Genomic DNA, 21,532 nt, shown 5'->3' with positions numbered 1-21,532 from the left:
TTGTTACGAGACTTATAAAAGATACTTATGTAAGAATATGCGAAAAGTATAGCGCGGAGGTGGCGATTTGTCAATGGAGTTTGAAAAATAATTGGATAAAAGCTTGTGGGAGATAGAATCGCGTGAAAAACAAAGAATCCCTGCCAACAGGCCGTGGCCCATTGACAGGGGTTCTGGAATGCATAAACCGGTCTTTACATTGCAGTTCTGACGCGGATCACGAGCCGAATCGTGTCTGCGCGGTGTTGTTCGCGTCTACGGTGATCCTTTGTTTGCCATAACTGTGTATCGCCCGGGAGGCGGACGCGCAGCATCGTTCGCGTCTGCGATGATGTTCCGTGACAGCCTCTTTTAGAGTAGAGCACCTTCCGGCGCTGTTCATAAACAGGCGGTTCACTGGATCGATCCATACAAGTTTTTAGCCGATGGTTACCATACAGCGCTGCGGCGGTGCGGCGGACGCGCAGCGTCCATCACACCTACAGTGCTTTTCAGTGGAAGCCTCTTTCAAAACAGGGTATTTCCAAGCTCTGTTCGCCAAGAGGCGACTCTCTCAATTGGCTCAAACGAATCTCTTAGCCAATTGTAACTACACAATGCTTCTGCGGACGTACAACGTCATTCGCACCTACGGTGGTTTTCAGTGGCAGCAATCAGCCAACCGTTACCACACAGTGCTGTTGCGGTGCTTCACCTGCCAGCGTGGTGTACACACCCGTGCTCTGGCCCGGTGCGCCGACGGCGTAGACTCTGTAATAGTAATCGCTGCCGATCTTCGCCACAAACTGGGTCTTGAGCACATTGCCGTTGCCGACGGTGAAGTTCGGGGTCGCATTGCTGCCGTTGATAACCGTCATCTTGAAGCAGTATGCGCTGCCTCTCTTCAGGGTGAAGTCAACGGTGGTGTCGGAACGGACGGAAGCGGTTGTTACAATGTTCTGCGCCGCGTTCACAACCGCGACACCCTGTGCACCGTAAAGGTTGCCGTAGGACGGTGTACGGCTGCTGGAGCCCTTGGAGGTGTTGTTTTCCGGCTTCAGCTTCAAGCTGCTATAAGCGTTGGTGACAAGCTCAAATGCATCCGCGACTTCCTCGTCGGTTGCGTTCGGATCATCCAGCACGCCGTTCGCCAGATTGATAGACGCTTTCAGCGCCGCAACACTGGTATCCGTGTACTTGCTGTAATCCAACGCTTCGACCATGCCGAGCAGGTCCTTCAGGGCGTCTCTGCTCGGGATCAGGCGGAGCGCCGACATGGCGTCGGCCAGGTTCTGTTCCGCTTCGTTGATCTGCTTCTGGGTGGCTTTTTCGTTTTCGAGAACGTCTTCCGCCGCCGCCAGCATGTCGCTGAAGTGCGCCTTGCCGTCGTCCAGGTACTTGTCGAGGTCAAGGTTCTGTGCTTCTGTCACCAGGGTGCGCAGGCTGTCCTTGTCCGCCAGGTACTTCAGGGAAGTGGCGGCCTTCATCAGATCGTCGTAAGCCTTGTCGATGTCCTTTTGCAGGGCGTCTTCATCGTCCGCGACTGCCTGTGCTTCTGCGAGAGCCGTCTCGTAGGCCGCCCAGCTCTCCGCGGTGTAGTCTTCTTCGACGAACAGCGCGCAGTTCTCCAGCAGTGCGTTCAGCGCGGTCTTGTCGCCCGCCTGGAAGCTGAGCATCTGGATCGCCTTGAGCATGTCTTTCCACGCGTTGTCGATGGCAGTCTGGGTGGCCGCCTTGTCGGTTTCCACCTTGACAGCCGCATCCAGAGATTTGTCGAAGAACTTCTTGACTGTCGGGATAGCGGTCTTGTACTCGTTGCCCTCCTGGAGGCTCTCGGCGGTTTCGATTGTGGAACGCAGGATCATCTTGTTGACGATCGTAAAGTCGAAGCGCAGCGTGGTGTCCGCGTTCGGCATGGTGAAGTCATAAGAGAAGGCTGCGGAGTCGGTCACCGTCTGCGCCTGTTCGTTGACAGATACACCGGCGATCTCTCTGCCTTCCACCGCCGGCGCAAAGGCCAGCAGCAGCTCCGTCTTGGAGAGGACGTCCGCCTTGTAGGAACCGAGCAGGTCCGCCAGGCGCTGTTCCTCACCGTCCACGGTCAGGCTGACTTTCTTACCGCTGTAGTTGACGGTCAGCGCGCGCTCCGTGGGTACGTCCGCCTCGAATTCCGCATCCGCGGCGACGTCCGCCTGGACGTTCTCCACGGTGTAGGTATTGTCCGCGGTCAGGGTAACGGCTTCGCCGTTGATGGTCGCGGTCTTGACACGGTATCCATCGTTGGGGGTAAAGGTAAAGGTGATATTTGTTCCGGCAGCTACCTTTGTGCCCGCAACGATTTCGCCACTGTCTGTAGCTGCCGAAATCTTACCGTTAACGGGCTCCGAAAAATTTACAGTTACCTGATTGTCTGTCTTGGAATTCATGCCAAAGGCCTGGAACTCGGTGATTACGCCGCCGTTCCACTTGAGGTTGGCCTTGTTGACCATGATGCGCAGGACGTTCACGTTCTTTGCGGTCTCACTGAAGACGACCTCTTTCACGGCCTGCTCTCTTTCCGTAGACGGGGACGGCCAGTTGATGTCGCCGGAAGACGCTGCTTTTGTAAAGGTTGCGCCGCCGTCGGAGGAAACCAGCACGTCAAAATTGGTAACGCCCTGATCCTTCGCAAAGTACGTATAGAGTTTTACGCTGTCGAGATCGACCGGGTTGTCCCAGGTGAGGTCCAGATATTTTTTGTCCGCGGTTGTGTTGCTTGCGAACGCGAATACGCCGTTGCCGTTTGCACCCGGCTCCTGGTCGTCAAAGATGTTGTCGTTGATAAAGCCGGCTTGCTTACCAGAGGCAGCAGCGCCGCTCGGGCAGCTTGCGGTTGCTTCCGGCGCAACGTTGCGCGCGGTTTCTTCGCCGACATTGACAACGGCCTTCACTTCCACGCCGTTGCTGTTGACAATGCAGGCTGGCAGCGTCAGCATACCGGTGATCGTCTGTGCGCCGGACTGAACCGGGCTGTAATCCTCGCTGTTCCAGACAACCGGAACCGTCGCGGTCAGGCCGCCTTCCAGCTGCAGGGCGAGTGTCTTCGGCAGGTTAAGCGAAGCAAACGCAGTGCCAAAATCGACTTCCTGCGCGTCCACGGAACCGGCGGAAACGATGGCCTTCTGTGTGCCGGTTTCGCCTTCCTTGACAAATTCAGCGGAAATGTCCAGATCCGTCTTGACGTTGGATACGGTGTGCTGGTTGTTTACCGGAACGACGACCTCGTTGTTGACGATCGCCATGTGGGTGGTATAACCCTCGTCCGGCGTAAAGGTAACGGTTACCGGCATGCCGTCCATAACAGTATCGGCGGGATCGGTTGTAACAGTACCATTGAGCGTATCAGCAATGTTGATCTGATAGGTCTTCACGTCGTCCGTCTTTGTCAGGGTTGCATCCGCCCAGTCGCCGTGGTCGGAACCGATGCCGTCGCCCGCGTCGCCGATGTGCAGGGTCAAAACGCGGCAATCGGTAATGTTAAGGTTGACCTCTTTGCGCTCGTTGGCCTTCATGACGCCGGAGTTGTAGATGCTCTTGCCGTCGGCCAGAACCTCGAACTCAATGCTGGAGGTATCAACCTGCATCTCCTGGTCCACACCAATGAAGGAATGGAAGTTGTAGCTGCCGCCGCCCAGATAAAGGGTGATGTCAGAGACGGCGTGTACGCCGATACCGGAGGTGTAGGTTTCGCCGCCCAGGCGAAGCACATTGCCATCGATGGACTTGTTGCGCTTGATGGTTCCCCAGCCGGTGGTGGAGCTCAGCCACGGATGGTCGCCCAGCTTGGTCACCGTATTCTGCGGCGCCACGGCGACTTTGATCGCCTTGGTGGCGAGCTTTGAGGTATCCTCAGTGTCGCCGTCGTAGCGATAGGAAGCCGTTGCGGAAAGAATATAATCGTCCGCGGGCTTCGCAATGGTGTTGGAAGCCGTTTCCGGCATGGTTACCTCAAAGGTAACGGTTTTCTTCTCATTCAGAGCCAGAGCGTCGATGGTCTCGCCGCCGGTGATCGTAAAGCCTTCCGGTGCGCTGAACGCGACGTTGACATTTTTCATGGTTTCCCTGCCGACGTTTTCAACAACTACGCCGACGGAAGCGGTTTCTCCCGCGCTGAAAACCGTGTTGGGCATATCGATCTTGATGGTGCCCAGCTTGTCGACCGAACCAGCCTCCACTTTGCTGACGCGGTACATCTGCGTGCCGTGCGTCGGAATCGCACCGGAATTCAGAGAAGTGCCGATTACGGCTTCTTCACCGCTCCACAGATCCTTCACTTTATAAGCAGAAGCGGAGGGAAGTGTAATGCGGTCATCCATCTCTGCCAGAGCAGAGAGGTCGATGCTGGCGGACGCGCCGTTAGCCGCATTTTTGTTCAGGAAGAGAACAGCCGCATCGCCGCCGGAAAGCGGCTTGACCAGGATGTCAATGCCGTCCGCGGTGGAAATGCGCTTGCCCTGCAGGAGCAGCGGGTCCTGATTGATGTCGATAACATCCTGATTGGTGATGATGTCATACGCGTTGTTGTTGGCAGAATGGTCCACACCGTCCGGGCTTTCCGGATCCACAAAGTTACGGACGTCGCAACCGAGAATCAGCGGGGAGTTCATCATGCACCACAGGGAGAAGTGCGCCTGGTTTTCATCCGCTGTCAGATTGCCGACGCCGACTTCGAGCATATCGGGGTCGTTATAGGTGCCCGGCTTCTGATAAGACCAAAGATTTACGTTTATCTCATAGTTGCCGATCATGGAACTCCAACTGTCGGAGATGTCGTGGGTGGTTCGCCAGGAGTTGGCAAAATCGCCGGCCCAGGTCCAAGGGCTGGTTCTGCCGTGCTCACACACGGAGAAGAAAAGCGGCTTTTCCGGATTGCCGGTTTCCTCCGCGACCTGCGCGGTTGATTCCTTGAGCGCATTTCCCATCTTGCTGTAGCGGCGGATGGAGTCCGCCTTCTGGCCGTCGATGGGATTGAAAATTTTAATGGTATTTTCGCCGGCTTCCAGATCAATATACATCTGCTGTCTGCCGGTGCCGCTCCAGCCGCTGGTGCGCGGAATCTCGGTGTCATATACCTTGCCGCCGTTTACCTGTGCAGAAATAAATTTGGAAACGATGGATGCCGACTTGTGGAAGCCAACGGTCAGCACATAGCGGCCCGCCTCTTCCACGGTCTTTTTGAATGTGATCGCACCGCCGTTGGCGTTCAGGCCGGTTACATAGCCGGTGCCGTCGCATTTGCCGCAACGGACAGTGGATGCTGCGCCGGAGAGTTCGGCGGTCTCCGCCTGGATTCTTTCTCCCTCAGGCGTGCCGGCCTTTGCAACGGAGAGGTAATCCACATCGGGTGCTTTAATGCTGTGTGTATAAGAATCGGTTTCCATGTCCACTACATGGCAGTAGTCGTATTTGAGGTATTCGACGCCCCACTCGGCAAAAGTCCGGGCGTCTTTTTCCTCGTAGCCTGCTGCGCCGGGCATGTCCTCACAGGTGAGGTCGCCGCAGGAGCTGTACACGCCGACACGGAGCGGATGCTCGGAATCCGGGCCCGCGAGGGCATTGACGTTCTTGATGAACTGCGGGCCGCTCGGGAAGCCCGTCAGGTCAAACTGCATGTTGCCGTTTTCGTCGCGCATACTGGACTGCCAGCAGTCGTCCAGGTTGAAATAGACATAGCCGTGCTCGTTCAGGCCGGTGCTCACCAATGCTTTGGCGGCGTCCATGGCCTTTTCCTCATTGATCTTTTCACGGAAGAAATTCCAGGTGGACCAACCCATCTGGGGCGGCAGCTTCCCGGCTGCCTCTGCTTCCTGCTGTGCCAGCAGGTCCTCTTTTGCTTTTGCGCTTTCCGCTGTTTCTCCAACAATCCTGTTGGAGCCGGAAAGGGTCAGGGTATTCTGCGCAACGCCCGCGGCTGCCGTGGGCAGCGTCGTCAGGATGTGCGGTGCAACTTCGCTCGGTGCGGTGATGTCCGATGCGGCAAAGGCCGCGGTGGACGCCGGGCAGAGCAGTGCGGCGCAGAGCAGGATACTAATGAGTTTCTTTGCTCTCTTCACTTTTCTCTCTCCTTCTCACAGATAATGACAACAGTCTGTCTATGCAAAAAACGGCTGCTGGGCCGCTTTTACATCTGGATAAAAAATGCCAGGGAATGGAGGTTTCGATAAATTTATATAAAAATAAAATCACAAATAAATTAATTTATATTAACATTTTTACATCAAAAAGGAAGATGTTTCTAAGAAATTAAGACATAAATACATATATTGGCAACAAAAATCCATAAAAGCATAAATTGTGACAAGTTTGTAAAACGGTTCGTTTTGTGGAGGGGTTGTGTTTTGATCAAAAAACCGCCAAAAGCCTGCAAACGCAGGCCTTTGGCGGTTGAGGGATGCTTCTATTTTAAAATTCAGGAAAGCGAGCGGATGGTTTTTCTGTTTTCTATCATACCCTTGTTAAATAAAGGGAACGTTTTGATCCGGTTAAATTTGGTTTAAAAACAACCGTTTTTCGGAAGCCTTCGCCGATGAACGTATAATTTGCACCAAACGGGAAAAACTTTCAGCGTGCGGATTGTTCCGCTAAAATCCATTTTGAATGAAACATTCAAAGGAGAGAGATTATGCTTGATAAAATTGCCTTGACTCTGCTGATCATCGGCGGATTAAACTGGGGCCTTGTAGGCCTGTTCCAGTTTGACCTGGTCGCCTGGATCGGCGGCGGTACGGCGGGATTGATCAGCCGCATCATCTATGTGATCGTTGCGCTCTCCGCCGTCTGGTGCGTTTCCATGCTGTTCCGTCACAACGACGACTACGTGCCGCACGCCAGTTAGCGGACCGTGATTTCGTGAAAAGGACTCCGTTTTCCGCCTGTCATTCCGGCAGGCAGAAAATGGAGCCTTTTTGCATATGGAGGAAGTCTGTTTTTTACAATTCCGCGAATACCCCGCCGCCTATAATATATATAAGGTAAGCTTTTACCAAAAAAATTGTTGAGGTGAAGGATATGACATTTTGTGCGCCTTTAATCGCAGTAAAAGATGTGGAAGTTTCTAAGAAGTTTTACGGAGAGTTGTTTGGCCAGAAGGTCGCTATGGATCACGGCCTGAATGTTGTGATGGACGGCGGTTTCTCCCTACAGCAGGATTATGCGTGGCTGACAGGCCTGCCGGCGGATTCCATTCTGGAAAGACCCCACAATATGGAATTGTATTTTGAAACGGACGATTTTGACGGGTTCCTTGCATTGTTGAAAGCGCATCCGGAGGTCGAATGGGTTCATGAGGTGAAGACATACGACTGGAAACAGCGTGTTATCCGCATTTACGACCCGGACAAGCACATCATCGAGGTGGGCGAGTCCATGGTATATCTGGCGAAAAAGTTTTTGGCGGAGGGCAATACCCCGGAGCAGGTCGCGGAGATGATCCAGCATCCGATCGGGTTTGTCCGGATGTGCATGCAGTAAGGCGATGGAGACAAATTATTCATGGATTCCCGCGTATTGCCTGGAGAAGAAGGGCGCGGTGCAGGAGTATAAGGCTGAGTGGGAGGCGGAACGCTTCCTGATCGGCGGCAAGATGTTTGCCATGCTGGGCGGCGATAAGACCGGAAAACCCATCTTTACGATCAAGCTGGAACCGGCGTTTGGGCAGTTCCTGCGCGCGCAGTACCCAAAGGTAGTGCCGGGATACTACATGAACAAAGAACATTGGAACTCCCTGTATCTGGACGCCGATGTGCCGGACGAAACGGTTCGGGAGATGATCGACCAGGCATACCGGCTGGTGCTGTCCAGCCTGCCAAAGAAAAAGCAGGCAGAGTTTTTGCAGGTCTGAATAGGATCGATTTTTTAAAAATGCAGATGCCGCTGTGGAGCTGTAGCTCTACGGCGGCCTTTTGCTGTAAAAAACAAATAGGGAACAAGAGGATTGCTTGACAGGCTAAGGAATATTTTCGGTTAGACAAAATGTATAAAGGACTACGGGTGTTGTGACTGACATTTTTTGTATAAATTACTGGTAATTTGCAGGAAATTACCGGGTAATGATGCTATAATATATCTAAATATCCTGAAAAATCAGGAAATTTGAAACTGTCAGGAGGAAGAACGTATGAAAGCAAGCAAAAAGAGAATCGCACTGTCCGGTCTCTCCATTCTGCTGGTGCTGAGCCTGTTGGTGGGCGGAACCATGGCGTGGTTTACGGACACAGAGAAGGTGAACGCCAACTTTGCGGCGGGTGTGCTGGACATCTCTGTCACCCCGGATAAGCCGGCCGGCGCGGAACTGGAGTTCAAAAACCTGCGCCCGCTGACCCTTGGTCAGTTCGATGCTGAACTAAAGGTCAATGAAGACGGCTCCATCTCCAACACAAATCAGGAAGGTTTTTCAAGCTACACACCGGTGTATTTCCAGCCGGTAACCGTCCACAACGGCGGCACGTTGCCCGCGGTAATCAATTTTTCCGTGCAGGACATGGGCCCGATGACGGACGACGTGATCAATGTGGTGGACAACGGCACGGGCGGCGTCAAGCAGGACGGCGTTTTGAAATGCAACGAAGCACCCTATGTTTTGAAAGAAGTGCTTCAGATCGTTGTCTATGAAAACACGGCGGCAGAGGGAGAAAAAGCAAACTGGGTGCGCGTGGAAGGCGTCAACCTGAATGAGACAGCAAAAGATGAGCCGCAGGGCTACACCCTGCCGCAGGTTCTCGGCGCGGATGAGAGCGTACAGTATGTAATCGGCGGCTATCTGCCGGATAACACGGACAACAAGTACCAGGCCAAGCACTTCCACGGCTGGTTTACCGTGAACGCGTATCAGGCGGACGATCCGGGCGCGGGCGAGATCACCCCGCCGGAAAAACCAGTGACAAAAGACGTCGAAGTCAAATGGGCCACAGAGGATGGAACACAGGTGGAGAGCACCTATACGCATAAGGTGACTTTCCTGAATGGCGCGACCGAGACGAAGCTTTTCCCGAATACGGCAAAGCTGGACAACCATTATGAACTGGTTACGCCGGGCGATTCCCGCGACATTACGCTGGACAAGGAAGCCGGAACGGTCGATCCCGCGTCCGTTACCTTTACCGTCAAGCTGAAAGAGGGCGGCGGCACCGATCCCGACCCGGATAAGAATCCGGAAGCGTACCAGGTGCTTGTTAAGTTTGCTGACAAAGAGAATCAAGAGACCGTTTATACCACGAAAACCTATTCTGGCTTAGTAAAGGGAGCCTATCTCTTTAAGGCCGCGGATGCGGAAGGTGTAGCTGGCAATGTGTATTCTGTGGCGGCCCCGGACGGCTATGAATACGATCCCGCGGCGGCAGACCAGCAGGAACAAAATGTAGCGATCCCGGTAGCGAACGGCCCGGCAGTCGTAACCTTCACGGTCAAGGTGAAGGAGGGCGGCACCGATCCCGACCCGGGCGAACACCCGGAGGCCTACCAGGTGCGCGTAGATTTTGTCGATAAAGAAAACACGGCAAATGTATTGACAACAAAAGTCTATTCCGGTCTGGTAAAAGGAACTTATCTCTTTAAGGCTGCGGATGAGGAAGGTCTGGAAGATACGACCTACCTGGTGGCAGTCCCGGACGGCTATGAATACGATCCTGTGGCGGCAAGCCAGCAGGAGCAAAATGTATCCATTCCAGTGGAAAACGGCCCGGCAGTCGTAACTTTCACGGTGAAGGTAAAGCAGGGCGGCACCGATCCGGAAGAACCGGATAATCCGGACTGCCCGGACCCGACGTATAAGCATGTGATTAAGACTGCGGCAGACTTTGATAACATTCGAAACCATCCGCACTGCAAGTTTATTCTGGCGGACGACATCGACCTGAGCACCGATTTCCCCAATTGGACACCGATTGGCGAGTTAAACAGAATTGACGATCCCTGGAATGGAACGTCATACGAGCCGAGCGAAAACGTTTTCACCGGTGATCTGAACGGCAACGGAAAGAGCATTACAGGGATGAATGTCGGAACACTGAAAAGCTTCAACGGTCTGTTCAGCTATTCCTCTGGAACAATTCACAATTTGAAATTGGACGGCGCGGTCAATGCGCACAGCAATTCCGGTATGCTGGTGGGTTGGAATCAGGGTAAAATTGAAAACTGTTCCATCAGCGGCAATATCACGGCAGGAGATTGGACGAAGAATATCTGGGAAGTCGGCGGCATTGTCGGATGGAACGATACAACTGGAGTCATCAAAGGCTGTTCATCCTCTGCAAATGTAAAGGCGAATCCGGGCACAGGCTATCAAGCAACCGCTCATTACTACTATGGCGGCCTTACTGGCAGCAACAACGGTACGCTGATCAACAGCTATTCCACTGGTACAGTGAAAGGTGCGCGGGCAGGCGGCCTGTGCGGCTACAATTCTGGCAGCATTTCCTATTGCTATACTACAAGTAAGGTGTACGCGCTGACTGACAGCTATGGTAATACGGATACCTGGACGCACCCGACGGTTGGCGAAATGGAGAATGGTACCACGGAAAAGATCATTGCCAATACGGTCTTCTTCCAGAAGGGCAACCTGTACCGCAACAACCAGGTTTATACTGGTTGGGATACCGACAAATATCGCGGCTTGGGCAAAACGGCGGAAGAGATGCAAACCGCCGCTACCTACACGGGCGCGGGCTGGAACGGCTCCATCTGGAACATTGCGGACGGCGGTTATCCGACGCTTAAGTAAAGAAAGCAAAAATCGTACTCTTAAAATAAAGCAAAACAATCGGCAAGGGCCGGTTCCCGTTAAAACTACGGGGACCGGCCCTTGCTTGTTCGATAACAGATTCTTTAAACAACAAACTGGAAATTAAAATATAATATATACGATTTGTATATAAAAACAGAATAGAAAACCGCCTCACGTTGGACTTTCATTTCCAGCAGGAGGCGGTGTATTCTTTTTGATCAACCGACGACGACCTTGCCCTCCGGCAAAACGGACCCCTTATACCGCGCGCGCTTCATGGCGATTGCCAGCGCCAAGGAGATCGGCCCGACGCGCCCGATAAACATGGTAAAGCTGACGGCCAGCTTCGACGCAAAACTCAAATGGGGCGTGACGCCTGCGGTCAGGCCCACCGTGCCGAAGGCGGAAGTCGCTTCAAACAGCGCGTCGACCGCGCTGATCGGGTGTGTGTTCAGGGAGAGGATCAATCCGGTGGTACAGAGGACCACCAAAAGGCCCACGGTGACAATGGCGAGCGATTTGTAAACCGTACTTTTATCAATGCGCCGGTGTTGAATCGTCGTGTCCTCGTTGCCGCGCATCACGCTGTATACTGTGGCCAGCAGTACGACAAAGGTGGTCACCTTGATACCGCCGCCCGTGCCGGCGGGCGCCGCGCCGATGAACATCAAGATAATGGTAAACAGCTTGGTGATGTCGTGTTCGCCCGCGATGTCGATGGAGGCGAAGCCCGCCGTCCGCGCGCTGGTGGACTGGAAGAACGATGCCAGAACTTTCTCTCCAACGTTCATACTGTGCAGAGTGTTGTTCCACTCAAACAACAAAAATCCAATGGTGCCGATCACCAGCAGGATCAATGTCATGCGCAGGACGATGCAGGAATGCAGATTGAGGTGCATCATGTTTTTTTTATGAAATTTGGGGGACAGCTTGGCAAAGTAGATGTCGTTGATGACAATAAAACCGAGGCCGCCCAGAATGATCAGCAGTGCCACGGGGATGCATACCAGCGGGTCCCCGGCGTAGTTCATCAGGCTGGCGTCCGGCGTTTGAAAGCCGAGAATGTCAAATCCCGCGTTGCAATAGGCTGAAACGGCAATGAACAGGGAAACCCAAACGCCGCGCATGCCGAACTGCGGGACAAAACGCAGCATCAGCACCAGCGCACCGATCAGTTCACAGGAGATCGTGAAGGCGAGAATGATCTTGACCAGCTGGTATACGTGCATGGTGTTCCCGGCCGTGTTTTCGCTGGCGAGCTGCAGCTCCCGCAGGCCCAGCTTCCGGCGGGCCAGCAGAGTAAAGCCGGTGGTAAAGGTCACGACGCCCAAGCCGCCGATCTGGATCAGGAACAGAATGACAATCTGCCCAAAGCCGTTCCAATGCGTCCAGGTGTCAAAGGGGACAAGACCCGTGACGCAGGTGGCGGAGGTGGCGGTGAACAACGCGTCCACGTAGTGCGTCGCCTCGCCGCTGTGCGTGGCGAAGGGCGTTGCCAGCAGTGCGGAACCAACCAGGATAATCAAAAGGAAGCTGGCGACGATCAGACGAACAGGGGCGGTGCTTTTGACACGTTTGAATAAAGACGGACCTTCCTGCAACTCAAATCACCTCGGTTGTTATTAAAGAAGCGCGTAATATGGAATCAGCGGTGCAGCGATGGAACCGGTTCCGTGGAAAGGTAGCGGACCAGGCCGGTGCGTTCCAGCAGAATGGCGAGCGGCAGGCCCAGCAGATAGCAGACCGCCAGTTCGCCCAGGCCGACGGAAAGCGCGGCGGCGGTAAAGCCGGACCACAGGAACCCGCCCGGGGTCAGAATCGCGATCTCCGCGCCGATGATGGCTGCGTTAAACAGCACCGGCGGCAGGGGCGCGAGCCAAGGGATGTTTTTTATACGAACGTTCCGCAGCATGCGGGTCCCCACGGCCGCCAGGAAAGTGGCCAGCGTGCCGAAGATCATATCCGCCGCGCCGTATCCGCTGAAAATGTTGCTCAGCAGGCAGCCGAGCGTCAAACCGGGAATGGCGGCGGGTGTGAACAGGGGAAGGATGGTCAGCGCTTCCGAGAATCGGAACTGGACCGGGCCGTAGGCCAGGTTCAGCGCGGCGGCCATCAGGGTGAGCACGGTGTAGACGGCGGCGATCATGGCGCCCTGCGCCAGAAACACCGCACTGCGGGACTGTTTTCTCATTTTGAATTCCTCCGTAGTTTTCTTTAAGGTCAGGAGCTTGCGACTGACCCCGCCTGATTGCAAATGATATTTCAGGCAGTTCTCTTAATGTACTACAATTCATAGATAAAAGCAAGGTGTCCATTAAGATTTCATAAAGCCGCGGAGTGAGAGGTCAAAAAACCTCACAAATTTGGGAACACATCAGTGATAAATCACTGATGTGAAAGGACTCGCTGTGTTATGATACAGATAATCTTTTAATACTGGAGAGATGACACAGATGGTCTATCAAAGGCTGCGGGATTTGAGAGAAGATCATGATTTATCACAGAGCAAAATAGCGAAGCTGCTGCACGTGGCGCAGTCAAGGTATTCGGACTATGAGCGTGGAGTATCTAATATGCCGTTGGACTGCCTGGTGTGTTGGGCGGATTATTATGGTGTGAGTACGGATTATTTACTGGGGCGTACCTATATAAGCAAACCATATCCAATCATAAAGCAGAGGCGTAAAAAGGAATAAAAACAGCCGGAGACATAGCGTTATCGTATGCATCCGGCTGGGAGATATAAATATGTTTTTTAATAATGAAATAATAATGGGGATTTCGCCCGCTGCGGCGTGCGACCAAAGGCTCTGCCTTTGGAATCTGCAATTTTTCGAGAAAAATTGAGTAAAGCTTTACGTGGATGTGCAGGACAGTCTTTTTTGTTTGCAGCGCTGAGTGAAAGGTAAAATGTGTTTTACCGCTTTTCTGGACCTCCAGTCGGGACGCGCCTACGGCGGAAACCGTTTTTACCTTGCGGACAATTCTTAACATATGTCTAAAGGCGGCGAGGATCATTTTTACCTTGCAGGTGATAGTCAAAACGTGTTTCTCCACCTTTCTGAAAGGTGGCAGGTTCAAAGGGCAGCGCCCTTTGCCGCTCCTCGCAAGGAGCGGAACTCTCTTCCTGAGAAGAGCGAGTGGGAACGAGTGATATGGTTCTTTGCGAGGCATCCAGTTCCTTCTGTGGCTTTTCTCTGTTCTCCGGCTTTCGCCGGGGACTATATGTCGCTTTAAAAAGAGACAGCAAAGACTTCATGCAAAACGTGTGTTTGCATCTGCGCTCTGTCCTATTCGTCCTCGTCCTCTTCGCCATCCGGTTCTGGGACATGTTTTTCGATCAACAGCTTTGCAATGCGCCGGTCGTCCACCGCCATCACGGTCAGGGTCAACCGGTCAAAATCGATGCTCGGGTGCTCCTCCGGTTTGGGAATGCGGCCCAGCTGCTCCACCATGAAGCCCGCGATGGTATCGTAGTCGCCCTCCGGGAGTTCCACACCGACCAGGTCGGAGATTTCATCGATGGGCGTGGTGCCGTCGACAGTGAATTTGTTATCGCCCACCTGAAAAATGTCCTCTTCCTCGTGGTCGTATTCGTCCTGAATATTTCCCACAATGGATTCCAGAAGGTCCTCCATGGTGATAATGCCTTCCGTGCCGCCGTATTCGTCCACGATAATGGCAATCTGCACCTTGCGCTCCGTCATCTCCGTAAAGAGCTGGCTGCAGCGCTTGGTTTCCGGCACAAAATAGGCGGTGCGCATCAGGCTGGTAATGGGGGTGTCCTGCCGGGCCTCTTTGCCCACATACTGCAAAAGGTCCTTGACGTAGACGATGCCCAGAATGGTATCCAGGTCCTCGTGGTACACGGGGATGCGGGAGAAGCCCTCCTCAATGGAGAGGTTTACCACGTCCTGGATGGTGGCGGTATCCTCTACGGCGGAAACGTCGGTGCGGTGCGTCATCACCTCGTCGACGGTGGAATCGCTGAAGTCAAAAATATTGGAAATCATGTCCTTGGCGCTCTCGCCGATCACGCCCTTTTCCTCGCCCTGGTCCACCATCATGAGAATTTCTTCCTCGGTGACGGTCTGTTCGTTCTGGTGGGGGTCAAAGCCCATCAGGCGCAGCACCAGGTTGGTGGAGTGCGTCAGAAACGAGATGAACGGATGGAACGCGGCGGAAACCCAGCGCAGGACCCCGACAAAGCGGAACGCCAGCTTTTCCGCGCGCTGCATGGCGATCTTTTTGGGGACCAGCTCGCCGAAAATCAGCGAGAAATAGGAAAGCACCAGCGTGACCAGCACGGTGGAAACGCCGGACAGCACGTCGTATGGAATGGGCAGAAAGGAAAACAGGCCCGCCAGCTTTCCGGCAAAGGTCTGCGCGGCTGCGGCGGAGGTCAAAAAGCCCGCCAGCGTCACGCCCACCTGAATGGTGGCGAGGAAACGGCTGGAGTCCTTGGTCAGCTTCAAAATGCGTTTGGCCTTCTTGTTGCCCTCCTCCGCCATCTTTTTGATGCGGTTGTCGTTCAACGTGATGATGGCGATCTCCGACGCGGCGAAAAACGCGTTGATCAGGATCAGGACGATCAGCAGGAGGATCGGAAGGATGACGCTGGAGCTTTCAGCCGTCTGCACGGCCTGCGCCCCCATGGACAGTAGATGGCCCGCGGGTTCGGGAGGCATAAATTTTCCCCTTTCGGCAGGAAAAACCTGCATATTATAATGTTAGTATGGTAATTCTTATTGTAGCCTATTCAGCCGCCGGCTGTCAAACAGGCTGCGGACGCGCGGGGCCGCAACGCAACGCGCGGCGGCGAGGTCTGGAGGGCGCAGTACCGCAATCGGACGGAAACCGGCCCTGCGTGCCCCAAACGGGGGAATTCCGCCCAAAGCCGGATGCAAAAGGAATTTTCTGGAAGCCACCCGTTTGTTTCTTCCGACTTTATCCATACAAATCCCGTTTTTTCCTTTACATGCGCCATAAAAGATGCTAAAATTTAGATTGGTACAGTGTGGGTGTATTGTACCGGAAGAAATACAATATCCTTAAAGGAGGAAAATATTATATGGCAAGACAGAGAAAAACCATGGATGGCAACACGGCTGCCGCGCACGTATCGTATGCGTTTACAGACGTTGCTGCTATCTACCCGATCACCCCGTCCTCTCCGATGGCAGATGAGACGGACAAGTATGCCGCAGTAGGCAGAAAGAACCTCTTTGGAAGAGAAGTACAGGTCACCGAGATGCAGTCCGAGGCCGGCGCGGCAGGTGCGGTGCACGGCGCTCTTTCCGCCGGCGCGCTGACCACCACGTATACCGCTTCCCAGGGCCTTCTCCTGATGATCCCGAACATGTATAAGATGGCCGGCGAATTCCTGCCGGGCGTTATCCATTGCTCCGCCCGTTCCCTCGCTACCCATGCGCTGAGCATCTTTGGCGATCACACCGACATTAACGCGTGCCGCCAGACCGGTTATGCAATGCTCTGCTCCAACAGCCCGCAGGAGGTCATGGACCTGGGCGCTGTAGCGCATCTTGCCGCTATCAAAGGCCGTGTGCCGTTCCTCCATTTCTTCGATGGTTTCCGTACATCCCACGAAGTTCAGAAGATTGAAACCTGGGACTATGAGGATCTGGCGGACATGCTGGATTGGGATGCGGTTGACGCATACCGCCGCCGTTCCCTGAACCCGGAGCATCCGGTTACCCGCGGCACCGCGCAGAACGACGATACGTTCTTCCAGGCGAGCGAGGCCGGCAACAAGTTCTACGATGCGCTTCCGGCGATCGTTGTGGACTACATGAACCAGGTCAACGCGAAGATCGGCACCGATTACAAGCCCTTCAACTACTATGGCGCGCCGGATGCGGACAAGGTCATCATCGCGATGGGCTCCGTCTGCGAGTGTGCGGAAGAAGTTGTGGACTACATGAACGCTGCCGGCGAGAAGGTCGGTATGGTCAAGGTACACCTGTATCGCCCGTTTGTCGCGGATTATCTGGTCGACTCCCTGCCGGAGACGGTCAAGACCATCTCCGTGCTTGACAGAACCAGAGAGCCGGGCTCCGTTGGCGAGCCGCTGTATCTGGACGTTCTGGCTGCTCTGAGCGGCACCAAGTTCGACGGCGTAAAGGTTCTGACCGGCCGTTACGGCCTCGGTTCCAAGGACACCACCCCGGCGCACATCGTTTCCGTATTCCGTAACATGGAGAGCGATTCCCCGAAGAAGCGCTTCACCATCGGCATCGTGGACGACGTCACCAACCTGTCCCTGGAAGTCAAAGAGAATCCGGATACCACGCCGAAGGGTATCACCTCCTGTAAATTCTGGGGCCTTGGCGCGGACGGCACCGTCGGCGCGAACAAGAACTCCATCAAGATCATCGGCGATCACACCGATATGTACGCACAGGGTTACTTCGCTTACGACTCCAAGAAGTCCGGCGGCCTGACGGTTTCCCACCTGCGTTTTGGCGACAAGCCGATTAAATCCACCTATTATGTCAGCAAGGCCGACTTTGTGGCCTGCCATAAGCCCTCCTATGTCGACGAGTACGACATGGTGCAGGATGTCAAGCCGGGCGGCAGCTTCCTGCTGAACTGCCTGTGGAGCGACGAAGAGCTGGATCAGCATCTGCCGGCTAAGATGAAGAAGTATATCGCGGAAAACAACGTGAACTTCTACACCATCGACGGCGTGAAGCTGGGCAAGGAAATCGGACTGGGCAGCCGTATCAATACGATCCTGCAGTCCGCATTCTTCAGCATTGCCAATATCATCCCGAAGGATGAGGCAATCCAGTATATGAAGGACGCCGCTACCAAGTCCTACAGCAAGAAGGGCGAGAAGATTGTCGCCATGAACCATGCGGCGATCGAGCGCGGCGCGACCGAGTATCACAAGGTCAACGTGCCGGAGTCCTGGAAGAACGCTGTGGACGCGGAGAAGGTTGTCGCCGCGACCGAGGGCAACCCGGATACCGTCGCCTATGTGGACGGCTTCCTGAATCCCTGCAACAAATATAAGGGCAACGAACTGCCGGTTTCTGCCTTTGTCAACCTGGGCATGGAAGACGGCACCGCGCCGAACGGCTCCTCCGCTTATGAGAAGCGCTGCATCGCGATCGATGTTCCGCAGTGGGTGCCGGAAAATTGTATCCAGTGTAACTTCTGCTCCTATGTCTGCCCGCACGCGGTTATCCGCCCGGCGGTCATGACAGAGGAAGAGGCGAAGAACGCGCCGGAAAGCCAGAAGGTTAAGGACATGACCGGTATGCCGGGCATGAAGTTTGCTATCACGATCTCCGCGATGGACTGCACAGGCTGCGGTTCCTGCGCACAGGTTTGCCCGGGCATGAAGGGCGAGAAGGCTCTCGTCATGAAGCCGATGGAATCCCAGCTGCCGAGCCAGGAAGGCTTCAACTACGGCCGCAATCTGGCTCCGAAGCCGGAAGTCCTCGAGAAGTTCAAGGAGGCCACCGTCAAGGGCAGCCAGTTCAAGCAGCCGCTGCTTGAGTTCTCCGGCGCATGCGCAGGCTGCGGTGAGACTCCGTATGCCAAGCTGGTGACCCAGCTCTTCGGCGATAGAATGTTTATCGCCAATGCGACGGGCTGTTCCTCCATCTGGGGCGGTTCCGCACCGTCTACCCCGTACACCATGAACGAAAAGGGTCACGGCCCGGCATGGTCCAACTCCCTGTTTGAGGACAACGCAGAGTTCGGCCTTGGCATGACGCTGGCACAGAACGCTGTGCGCGGCAGACTGGCTGAGTATGTGGAGAAGATTGCTGCTTCCGAGCAGGCCTCTGCAGAGATGAAGGATGCTTGCAAGACCTATCTGGATACCTTTGACAACAGCAGCACCAACCGCGCCGCCACCGACGCTCTGATTCCGGAGCTGGAGAAGGCTGCTGCGGCAGGCTGTGAGCTGTCCCAGAAGACCCTGAAGGACAAAGACTTCCTCGCGAAGAAGTCCATGTGGATCTTCGGCGGCGACGGCTGGGCATATGATATCGGCTTCGGCGGCCTGGATCATGTCATTGCTTCCGGCGAGAACGTGAACATCCTGGTCTTCGATACCGAAGTGTACTCCAACACCGGCGGACAGGCTTCCAAGTCCACCCCGATCGGCTCCGTGGCGCAGTTCGCGGCGACCGGTAAGGCGACGAAGAAGAAGGATCTCCCGGCAATTGCCATGAGCTACGGTTATGTTTATGTGGCACACATCGCGATGGGTGCTGACATGAACCAGACCATCAAGGCGATCAAGGAAGCGGAGAGCTACAACGGCCCGTCCCTGATCATCGCTTACGCGCCCTGCATCAACCACGGCATTAAGGGCGGTATGAGCATCGCGCAGAAGGAAGAGAAGAAGGCGGTTGAGGCCGGTTACTGGCAGAACTTCCGCTACGACCCGAGACTCAAGGAAGAGGGCAAGAATCCGTTCATGCTCGACAGCAAGGCGCCGACCGCCAGCTATCGCGACTTCATCATGGGCGAGGTTCGTTACAACTCCCTGACCCGTGCGTTCCCGGAGCGTGCAGAGAAGCTCTTCACAGAAGCGGAGCAGGTTGCCAAGGAGAACTACGAGCATCTTGAGAAGCTCGCAAAAGGCATTACCGAATAAGATAAATGCAAAATTCAGCATAGACCTTTTTGACGGAACAGGTGAGCCCCCGGCTGCAATCGCAGCCGGGGGCTTTTTAATGCGCGGAGATGAAAACACCCTGAAAGGGGCGTTGCAAAACAGTCTCTGTTTTGCTTGTGTCGTAGGGCAAACGCGTTTTTCCGCTTTTTTGAAAAGCGGGACCTCCGGTCGGGACGTGCCTACGGCAAGGACCATTTTCACCTTGTGGAAATTCTTTACATTTGTCTTTCTACGTTTCTAAAGGCGGCGAGAAACATTTTTACATCACGAGCAATGCTTAAAATATGTCTTTCTCTGTTTTTGAAAAGCGGCGATGGTCGTTTAGAGTGTCGAGCGAGGCTTTAGCCTTTGGCGAGCGTCCCGACCGGAGATCCTCTTTTCCTGAGAAGAGCGAGAGGGAACGAGTGATATTGCATTTATAAGGCAACATGCTGTCTCTGGGGCTTTTTCTGCTTTCCCAACGTATACTTTAAGGCGTGTTGCAAAATAGCTCTTTAGGAAAAACTGCACAAACATGCCTCTGAATCTGGCTGTGAAAGGCCATTTTCAAAGGCGTTTTTTCTTATAAAAAATTGTTTCTTTGTACGATTTGGCATCATTTCATTTTGCAACGAGATCCATCCGGGCCGTTCAACAAAATGTGGCATACGCGGTGTTAAGAAACCGTTACCGAGCAATAGCTGACCGGTGTTTGTCCGGGAAAGGAGGCATACACGTTGGTGCTGCCCGGGGCGGCGCCCCGCACGGAGACGTAGTAATTGCCGCCGCGGTAAACCAGGCCGCAGGTGGCGAGCACCTCCCCGTTGCCGGTGGTGAAGGTCGGAACCTGCAAAGCGCCCTGCGGCTTGAGCAGGAAGGTATAAGTGTCTCCGGCCTTTACGGAGATTTGTCCCGGCGTATCGCTGGTCAGGGAGGGAGTTCCGGACGCATTGCCGGTTAAAAAGATGGCGCAGTATTCATCCAGCGTGATGCCGAGGTTGTAAATAGCCGTCGCGGCTTCCTTCCCCACGTACCGCCAGTGCCATTCCTCCGTTTTATAGCCGGTGATCGATTGTGTTCCCTCTGGATAGTGGATAATAAAGCCATATTTGTGAATGTTGTCCTTCGCCCACTGGTATTCGGCGGTTTGTCCAAAGCGGTTATAGGGCTGTGTGGCGTTTTTGACGTCGACGACCAGGCCAGTCTGGTGGTCCGAGTGGCCCGCCCGTGCGCTGTAGACATCCGCGCCCGCGGCCCCGTCCCGCGCGGCATAGCGCGCATACAGGGATTTTTGCGTGGAATAACTGCGGTAGGCCGACTGTGCCCGGATGGTATAGCCCGCCGCTTTGGCGTCGGCGCACAGGGCTTCAAAGGCGTCCGCCGCTTCGCGCCGCATCTGGTTGGCGGACCCGGCGGCCAGCCCGGAGGAAAGGCTGCGCAGGTCGGCAGGCGCGTAACCGTCCGGCAGCTTCCGGTATTTGTTGCAGAGCACCAGCAGGCTATTGGGGTCGTCCACGGTCTGGATTCCCGTGTAAAACGGACGGTTCAGGCCGATGTTGACCTGCGTCACCACATCCCATGCGTTCAGCTCCGGGTGTTTTTGCTGATAGGCAAGGTAATCCGTCCGGTTGCTTTCCAGATAATGCAGGCAGGCGGCATATTGGTCGGGTTCCGGACTGTTGTACCGGGCCGTTTCGTGGTAGGGCGTGTCCACGGGCGGCGCGGTGTCAGGCGTCTGCTTGGAAAAGGGCGCGGTTGACAGCAGGGGGAGGAAAAGGGCCGTTGTCACCAGTAAAAATTGTTTTAAGGAATACATGGTTTTGTTTCTCGCTTTCTGTATGTATGGCTGCTGTGATTGAGCGGTAGATGCTTCCGTAAGGGGTTCTGAGGAATTATCTCTATTTTACGCCTTTTACGAAGCGGATGGAAGCCTGTCCAAAGATTTTTGTCCAGACAAGGTGTTGGCTGCCCCGCCGCATGGGCTGGGGCAGAAGAACCAGGAAGAACCATCTCATATTTCAGAACCTCTGATTTTAATACCGGTCAGAAGAAGGTTTTCTTGCAGGATGTGTAAAAATATCAAGTGAAAAACGGCACTCTTGGCGATTTCTTAAGCGCCAAGAGTGCCGTTTTTGCACATGTTTTTCAATAACGAC

The 21,532-nt window shown here is 54.4% G+C and carries 12 protein-coding genes; 6 read left to right on the top strand and 6 right to left on the bottom strand.

What is annotated here, in order from left to right; all coding sequences use genetic code 11:
• Positions 1-653 precede the first annotated feature (653 nt).
• Complete coding sequence (locus BN2106_RS14610) at positions 654-6,071, bottom strand: NPCBM/NEW2 domain-containing protein (protein ID WP_050699285.1); 5,418 nt, start codon at positions 6,069-6,071, stop codon at positions 654-656.
• A 569-nt stretch (positions 6,072-6,640) separates the two neighbouring features.
• On the opposite strand from BN2106_RS14610, the gene BN2106_RS14605 reads away from it, so the two are divergent.
• The 4 genes from BN2106_RS14605 to BN2106_RS14590 all read left to right on the top strand — a co-directional run bounded on the left by BN2106_RS14605 (position 6,641) and on the right by BN2106_RS14590 (position 10,738).
• Positions 6,641-6,853 carry a DUF378 domain-containing protein gene (locus BN2106_RS14605; protein WP_050699284.1) on the top strand — a complete coding sequence of 71 codons (213 nt, stop codon included), beginning with the start codon at positions 6,641-6,643 and terminating at the stop codon, positions 6,851-6,853.
• A gap of 173 nt (positions 6,854-7,026) precedes the next feature.
• Positions 7,027-7,488: a VOC family protein gene (locus BN2106_RS14600; RefSeq protein WP_050699283.1), complete on the top strand. Its 462-nt coding sequence runs from the start codon at positions 7,027-7,029 to the stop codon at positions 7,486-7,488.
• A gap of 4 nt (positions 7,489-7,492) precedes the next feature.
• Positions 7,493-7,858 (top strand): MmcQ/YjbR family DNA-binding protein, encoded by a 366-nt coding sequence (locus BN2106_RS14595; RefSeq protein WP_050699282.1) that lies wholly within the window; start codon positions 7,493-7,495, stop codon positions 7,856-7,858.
• A gap of 276 nt (positions 7,859-8,134) precedes the next feature.
• On the top strand, positions 8,135-10,738 hold the full coding sequence (locus BN2106_RS14590) for a TasA family protein (protein ID WP_050699281.1): 2,604 nt from the start codon (positions 8,135-8,137) through the stop codon (positions 10,736-10,738).
• A gap of 221 nt (positions 10,739-10,959) precedes the next feature.
• Here BN2106_RS14590 and BN2106_RS14585 read toward each other — a convergent pair whose 3' ends face one another.
• Both BN2106_RS14585 and BN2106_RS14580 read right to left on the bottom strand, forming a co-directional pair.
• The gene (locus tag BN2106_RS14585) at positions 10,960-12,342 is read right to left on the bottom strand and encodes a TrkH family potassium uptake protein (protein ID WP_050699280.1); all 1,383 of its coding nucleotides are present in this window, start codon (positions 12,340-12,342) and stop codon (positions 10,960-10,962) included.
• 44 nt (positions 12,343-12,386) lie between these two features.
• Positions 12,387-12,932, bottom strand: coding sequence for a QueT transporter family protein (locus tag BN2106_RS14580; protein WP_050699279.1), 546 nt, complete (start codon positions 12,930-12,932; stop codon positions 12,387-12,389).
• Positions 12,933-13,185: 253 nt separating this feature from the next.
• Here BN2106_RS14580 and BN2106_RS15685 point away from each other — a divergent pair, with 253 nt between their 5' ends.
• Entirely contained in the window at positions 13,186-13,437 is a 252-nt protein-coding gene (locus BN2106_RS15685) for a helix-turn-helix domain-containing protein (protein WP_330379849.1), read from the top strand.
• Here the strand turns inward: BN2106_RS15685 and BN2106_RS14575 are convergent.
• Together BN2106_RS14575 and BN2106_RS14570 are read right to left on the bottom strand one after the other, a co-directional pair.
• Positions 13,409-13,915, bottom strand: a complete 507-nt coding sequence (locus BN2106_RS14575) for a hypothetical protein (RefSeq protein ID WP_154666549.1) — start codon at positions 13,913-13,915, stop codon at positions 13,409-13,411. The two genes, BN2106_RS15685 and BN2106_RS14575, sit on opposite strands and share 29 nt — an antisense overlap.
• A 116-nt stretch (positions 13,916-14,031) precedes the next feature.
• Entirely contained in the window at positions 14,032-15,429 is a 1,398-nt protein-coding gene (locus BN2106_RS14570; RefSeq protein WP_082236531.1) for a hemolysin family protein, read from the bottom strand.
• Positions 15,430-15,812: 383 nt separating this feature from the next.
• Here BN2106_RS14570 and nifJ point away from each other — a divergent pair, with 383 nt between their 5' ends.
• The gene (gene nifJ / locus BN2106_RS14565; RefSeq protein WP_050699277.1) at positions 15,813-19,376 is read left to right on the top strand and encodes a pyruvate:ferredoxin (flavodoxin) oxidoreductase; all 3,564 of its coding nucleotides are present in this window, start codon (positions 15,813-15,815) and stop codon (positions 19,374-19,376) included.
• A gap of 676 nt (positions 19,377-20,052) precedes the next feature.
• On the opposite strand, the gene BN2106_RS14555 is transcribed toward nifJ, so the two are convergent.
• Positions 20,053-21,192 (bottom strand): M15 family metallopeptidase, encoded by a 1,140-nt coding sequence (locus BN2106_RS14555; protein ID WP_050699275.1) that lies wholly within the window; start codon positions 21,190-21,192, stop codon positions 20,053-20,055.
• Positions 21,193-21,532: the final 340 nt, after the last annotated feature.

It is taken from the genome of Anaeromassilibacillus senegalensis (genome assembly GCF_001261775.1).
GTDB classification, from domain to species: domain Bacteria; phylum Bacillota; class Clostridia; order Oscillospirales; family Acutalibacteraceae; genus Anaeromassilibacillus; species Anaeromassilibacillus senegalensis.
The sequence above is the reverse complement of the archived record's forward strand: the minus strand, read 5'-3'. Positions and strand labels throughout refer to the sequence as shown.

Bases quoted from the DNA above. Each gene is read 5' to 3' on its own strand.
- BN2106_RS14605 (WP_050699284.1), top strand. From the start codon at position 6,641: ATGCTTGATAAAATTGCCTTGACTCTGCTGATCATCGGCGGATTAAAC.
- BN2106_RS14600 (WP_050699283.1), top strand. From the start codon at position 7,027: ATGACATTTTGTGCGCCTTTAATCGCAGTAAAAGATGTGGAAGTTTCT.
- BN2106_RS14595 (WP_050699282.1), top strand. From the start codon at position 7,493: ATGGAGACAAATTATTCATGGATTCCCGCGTATTGCCTGGAGAAGAAG.
- BN2106_RS14590 (WP_050699281.1), top strand. From the start codon at position 8,135: ATGAAAGCAAGCAAAAAGAGAATCGCACTGTCCGGTCTCTCCATTCTG.
- BN2106_RS14580 (WP_050699279.1), bottom strand. From the start codon at position 12,932: ATGAGAAAACAGTCCCGCAGTGCGGTGTTTCTGGCGCAGGGCGCCATG.
- BN2106_RS15685 (WP_330379849.1), top strand. From the start codon at position 13,186: ATGACACAGATGGTCTATCAAAGGCTGCGGGATTTGAGAGAAGATCAT.
- BN2106_RS14575 (WP_154666549.1), bottom strand. From the start codon at position 13,915: ATGCCTCGCAAAGAACCATATCACTCGTTCCCACTCGCTCTTCTCAGG.
- BN2106_RS14570 (WP_082236531.1), bottom strand. From the start codon at position 15,429: ATGCCTCCCGAACCCGCGGGCCATCTACTGTCCATGGGGGCGCAGGCC.
- nifJ (WP_050699277.1), top strand. From the start codon at position 15,813: ATGGCAAGACAGAGAAAAACCATGGATGGCAACACGGCTGCCGCGCAC.
- BN2106_RS14555 (WP_050699275.1), bottom strand. From the start codon at position 21,192: ATGTATTCCTTAAAACAATTTTTACTGGTGACAACGGCCCTTTTCCTC.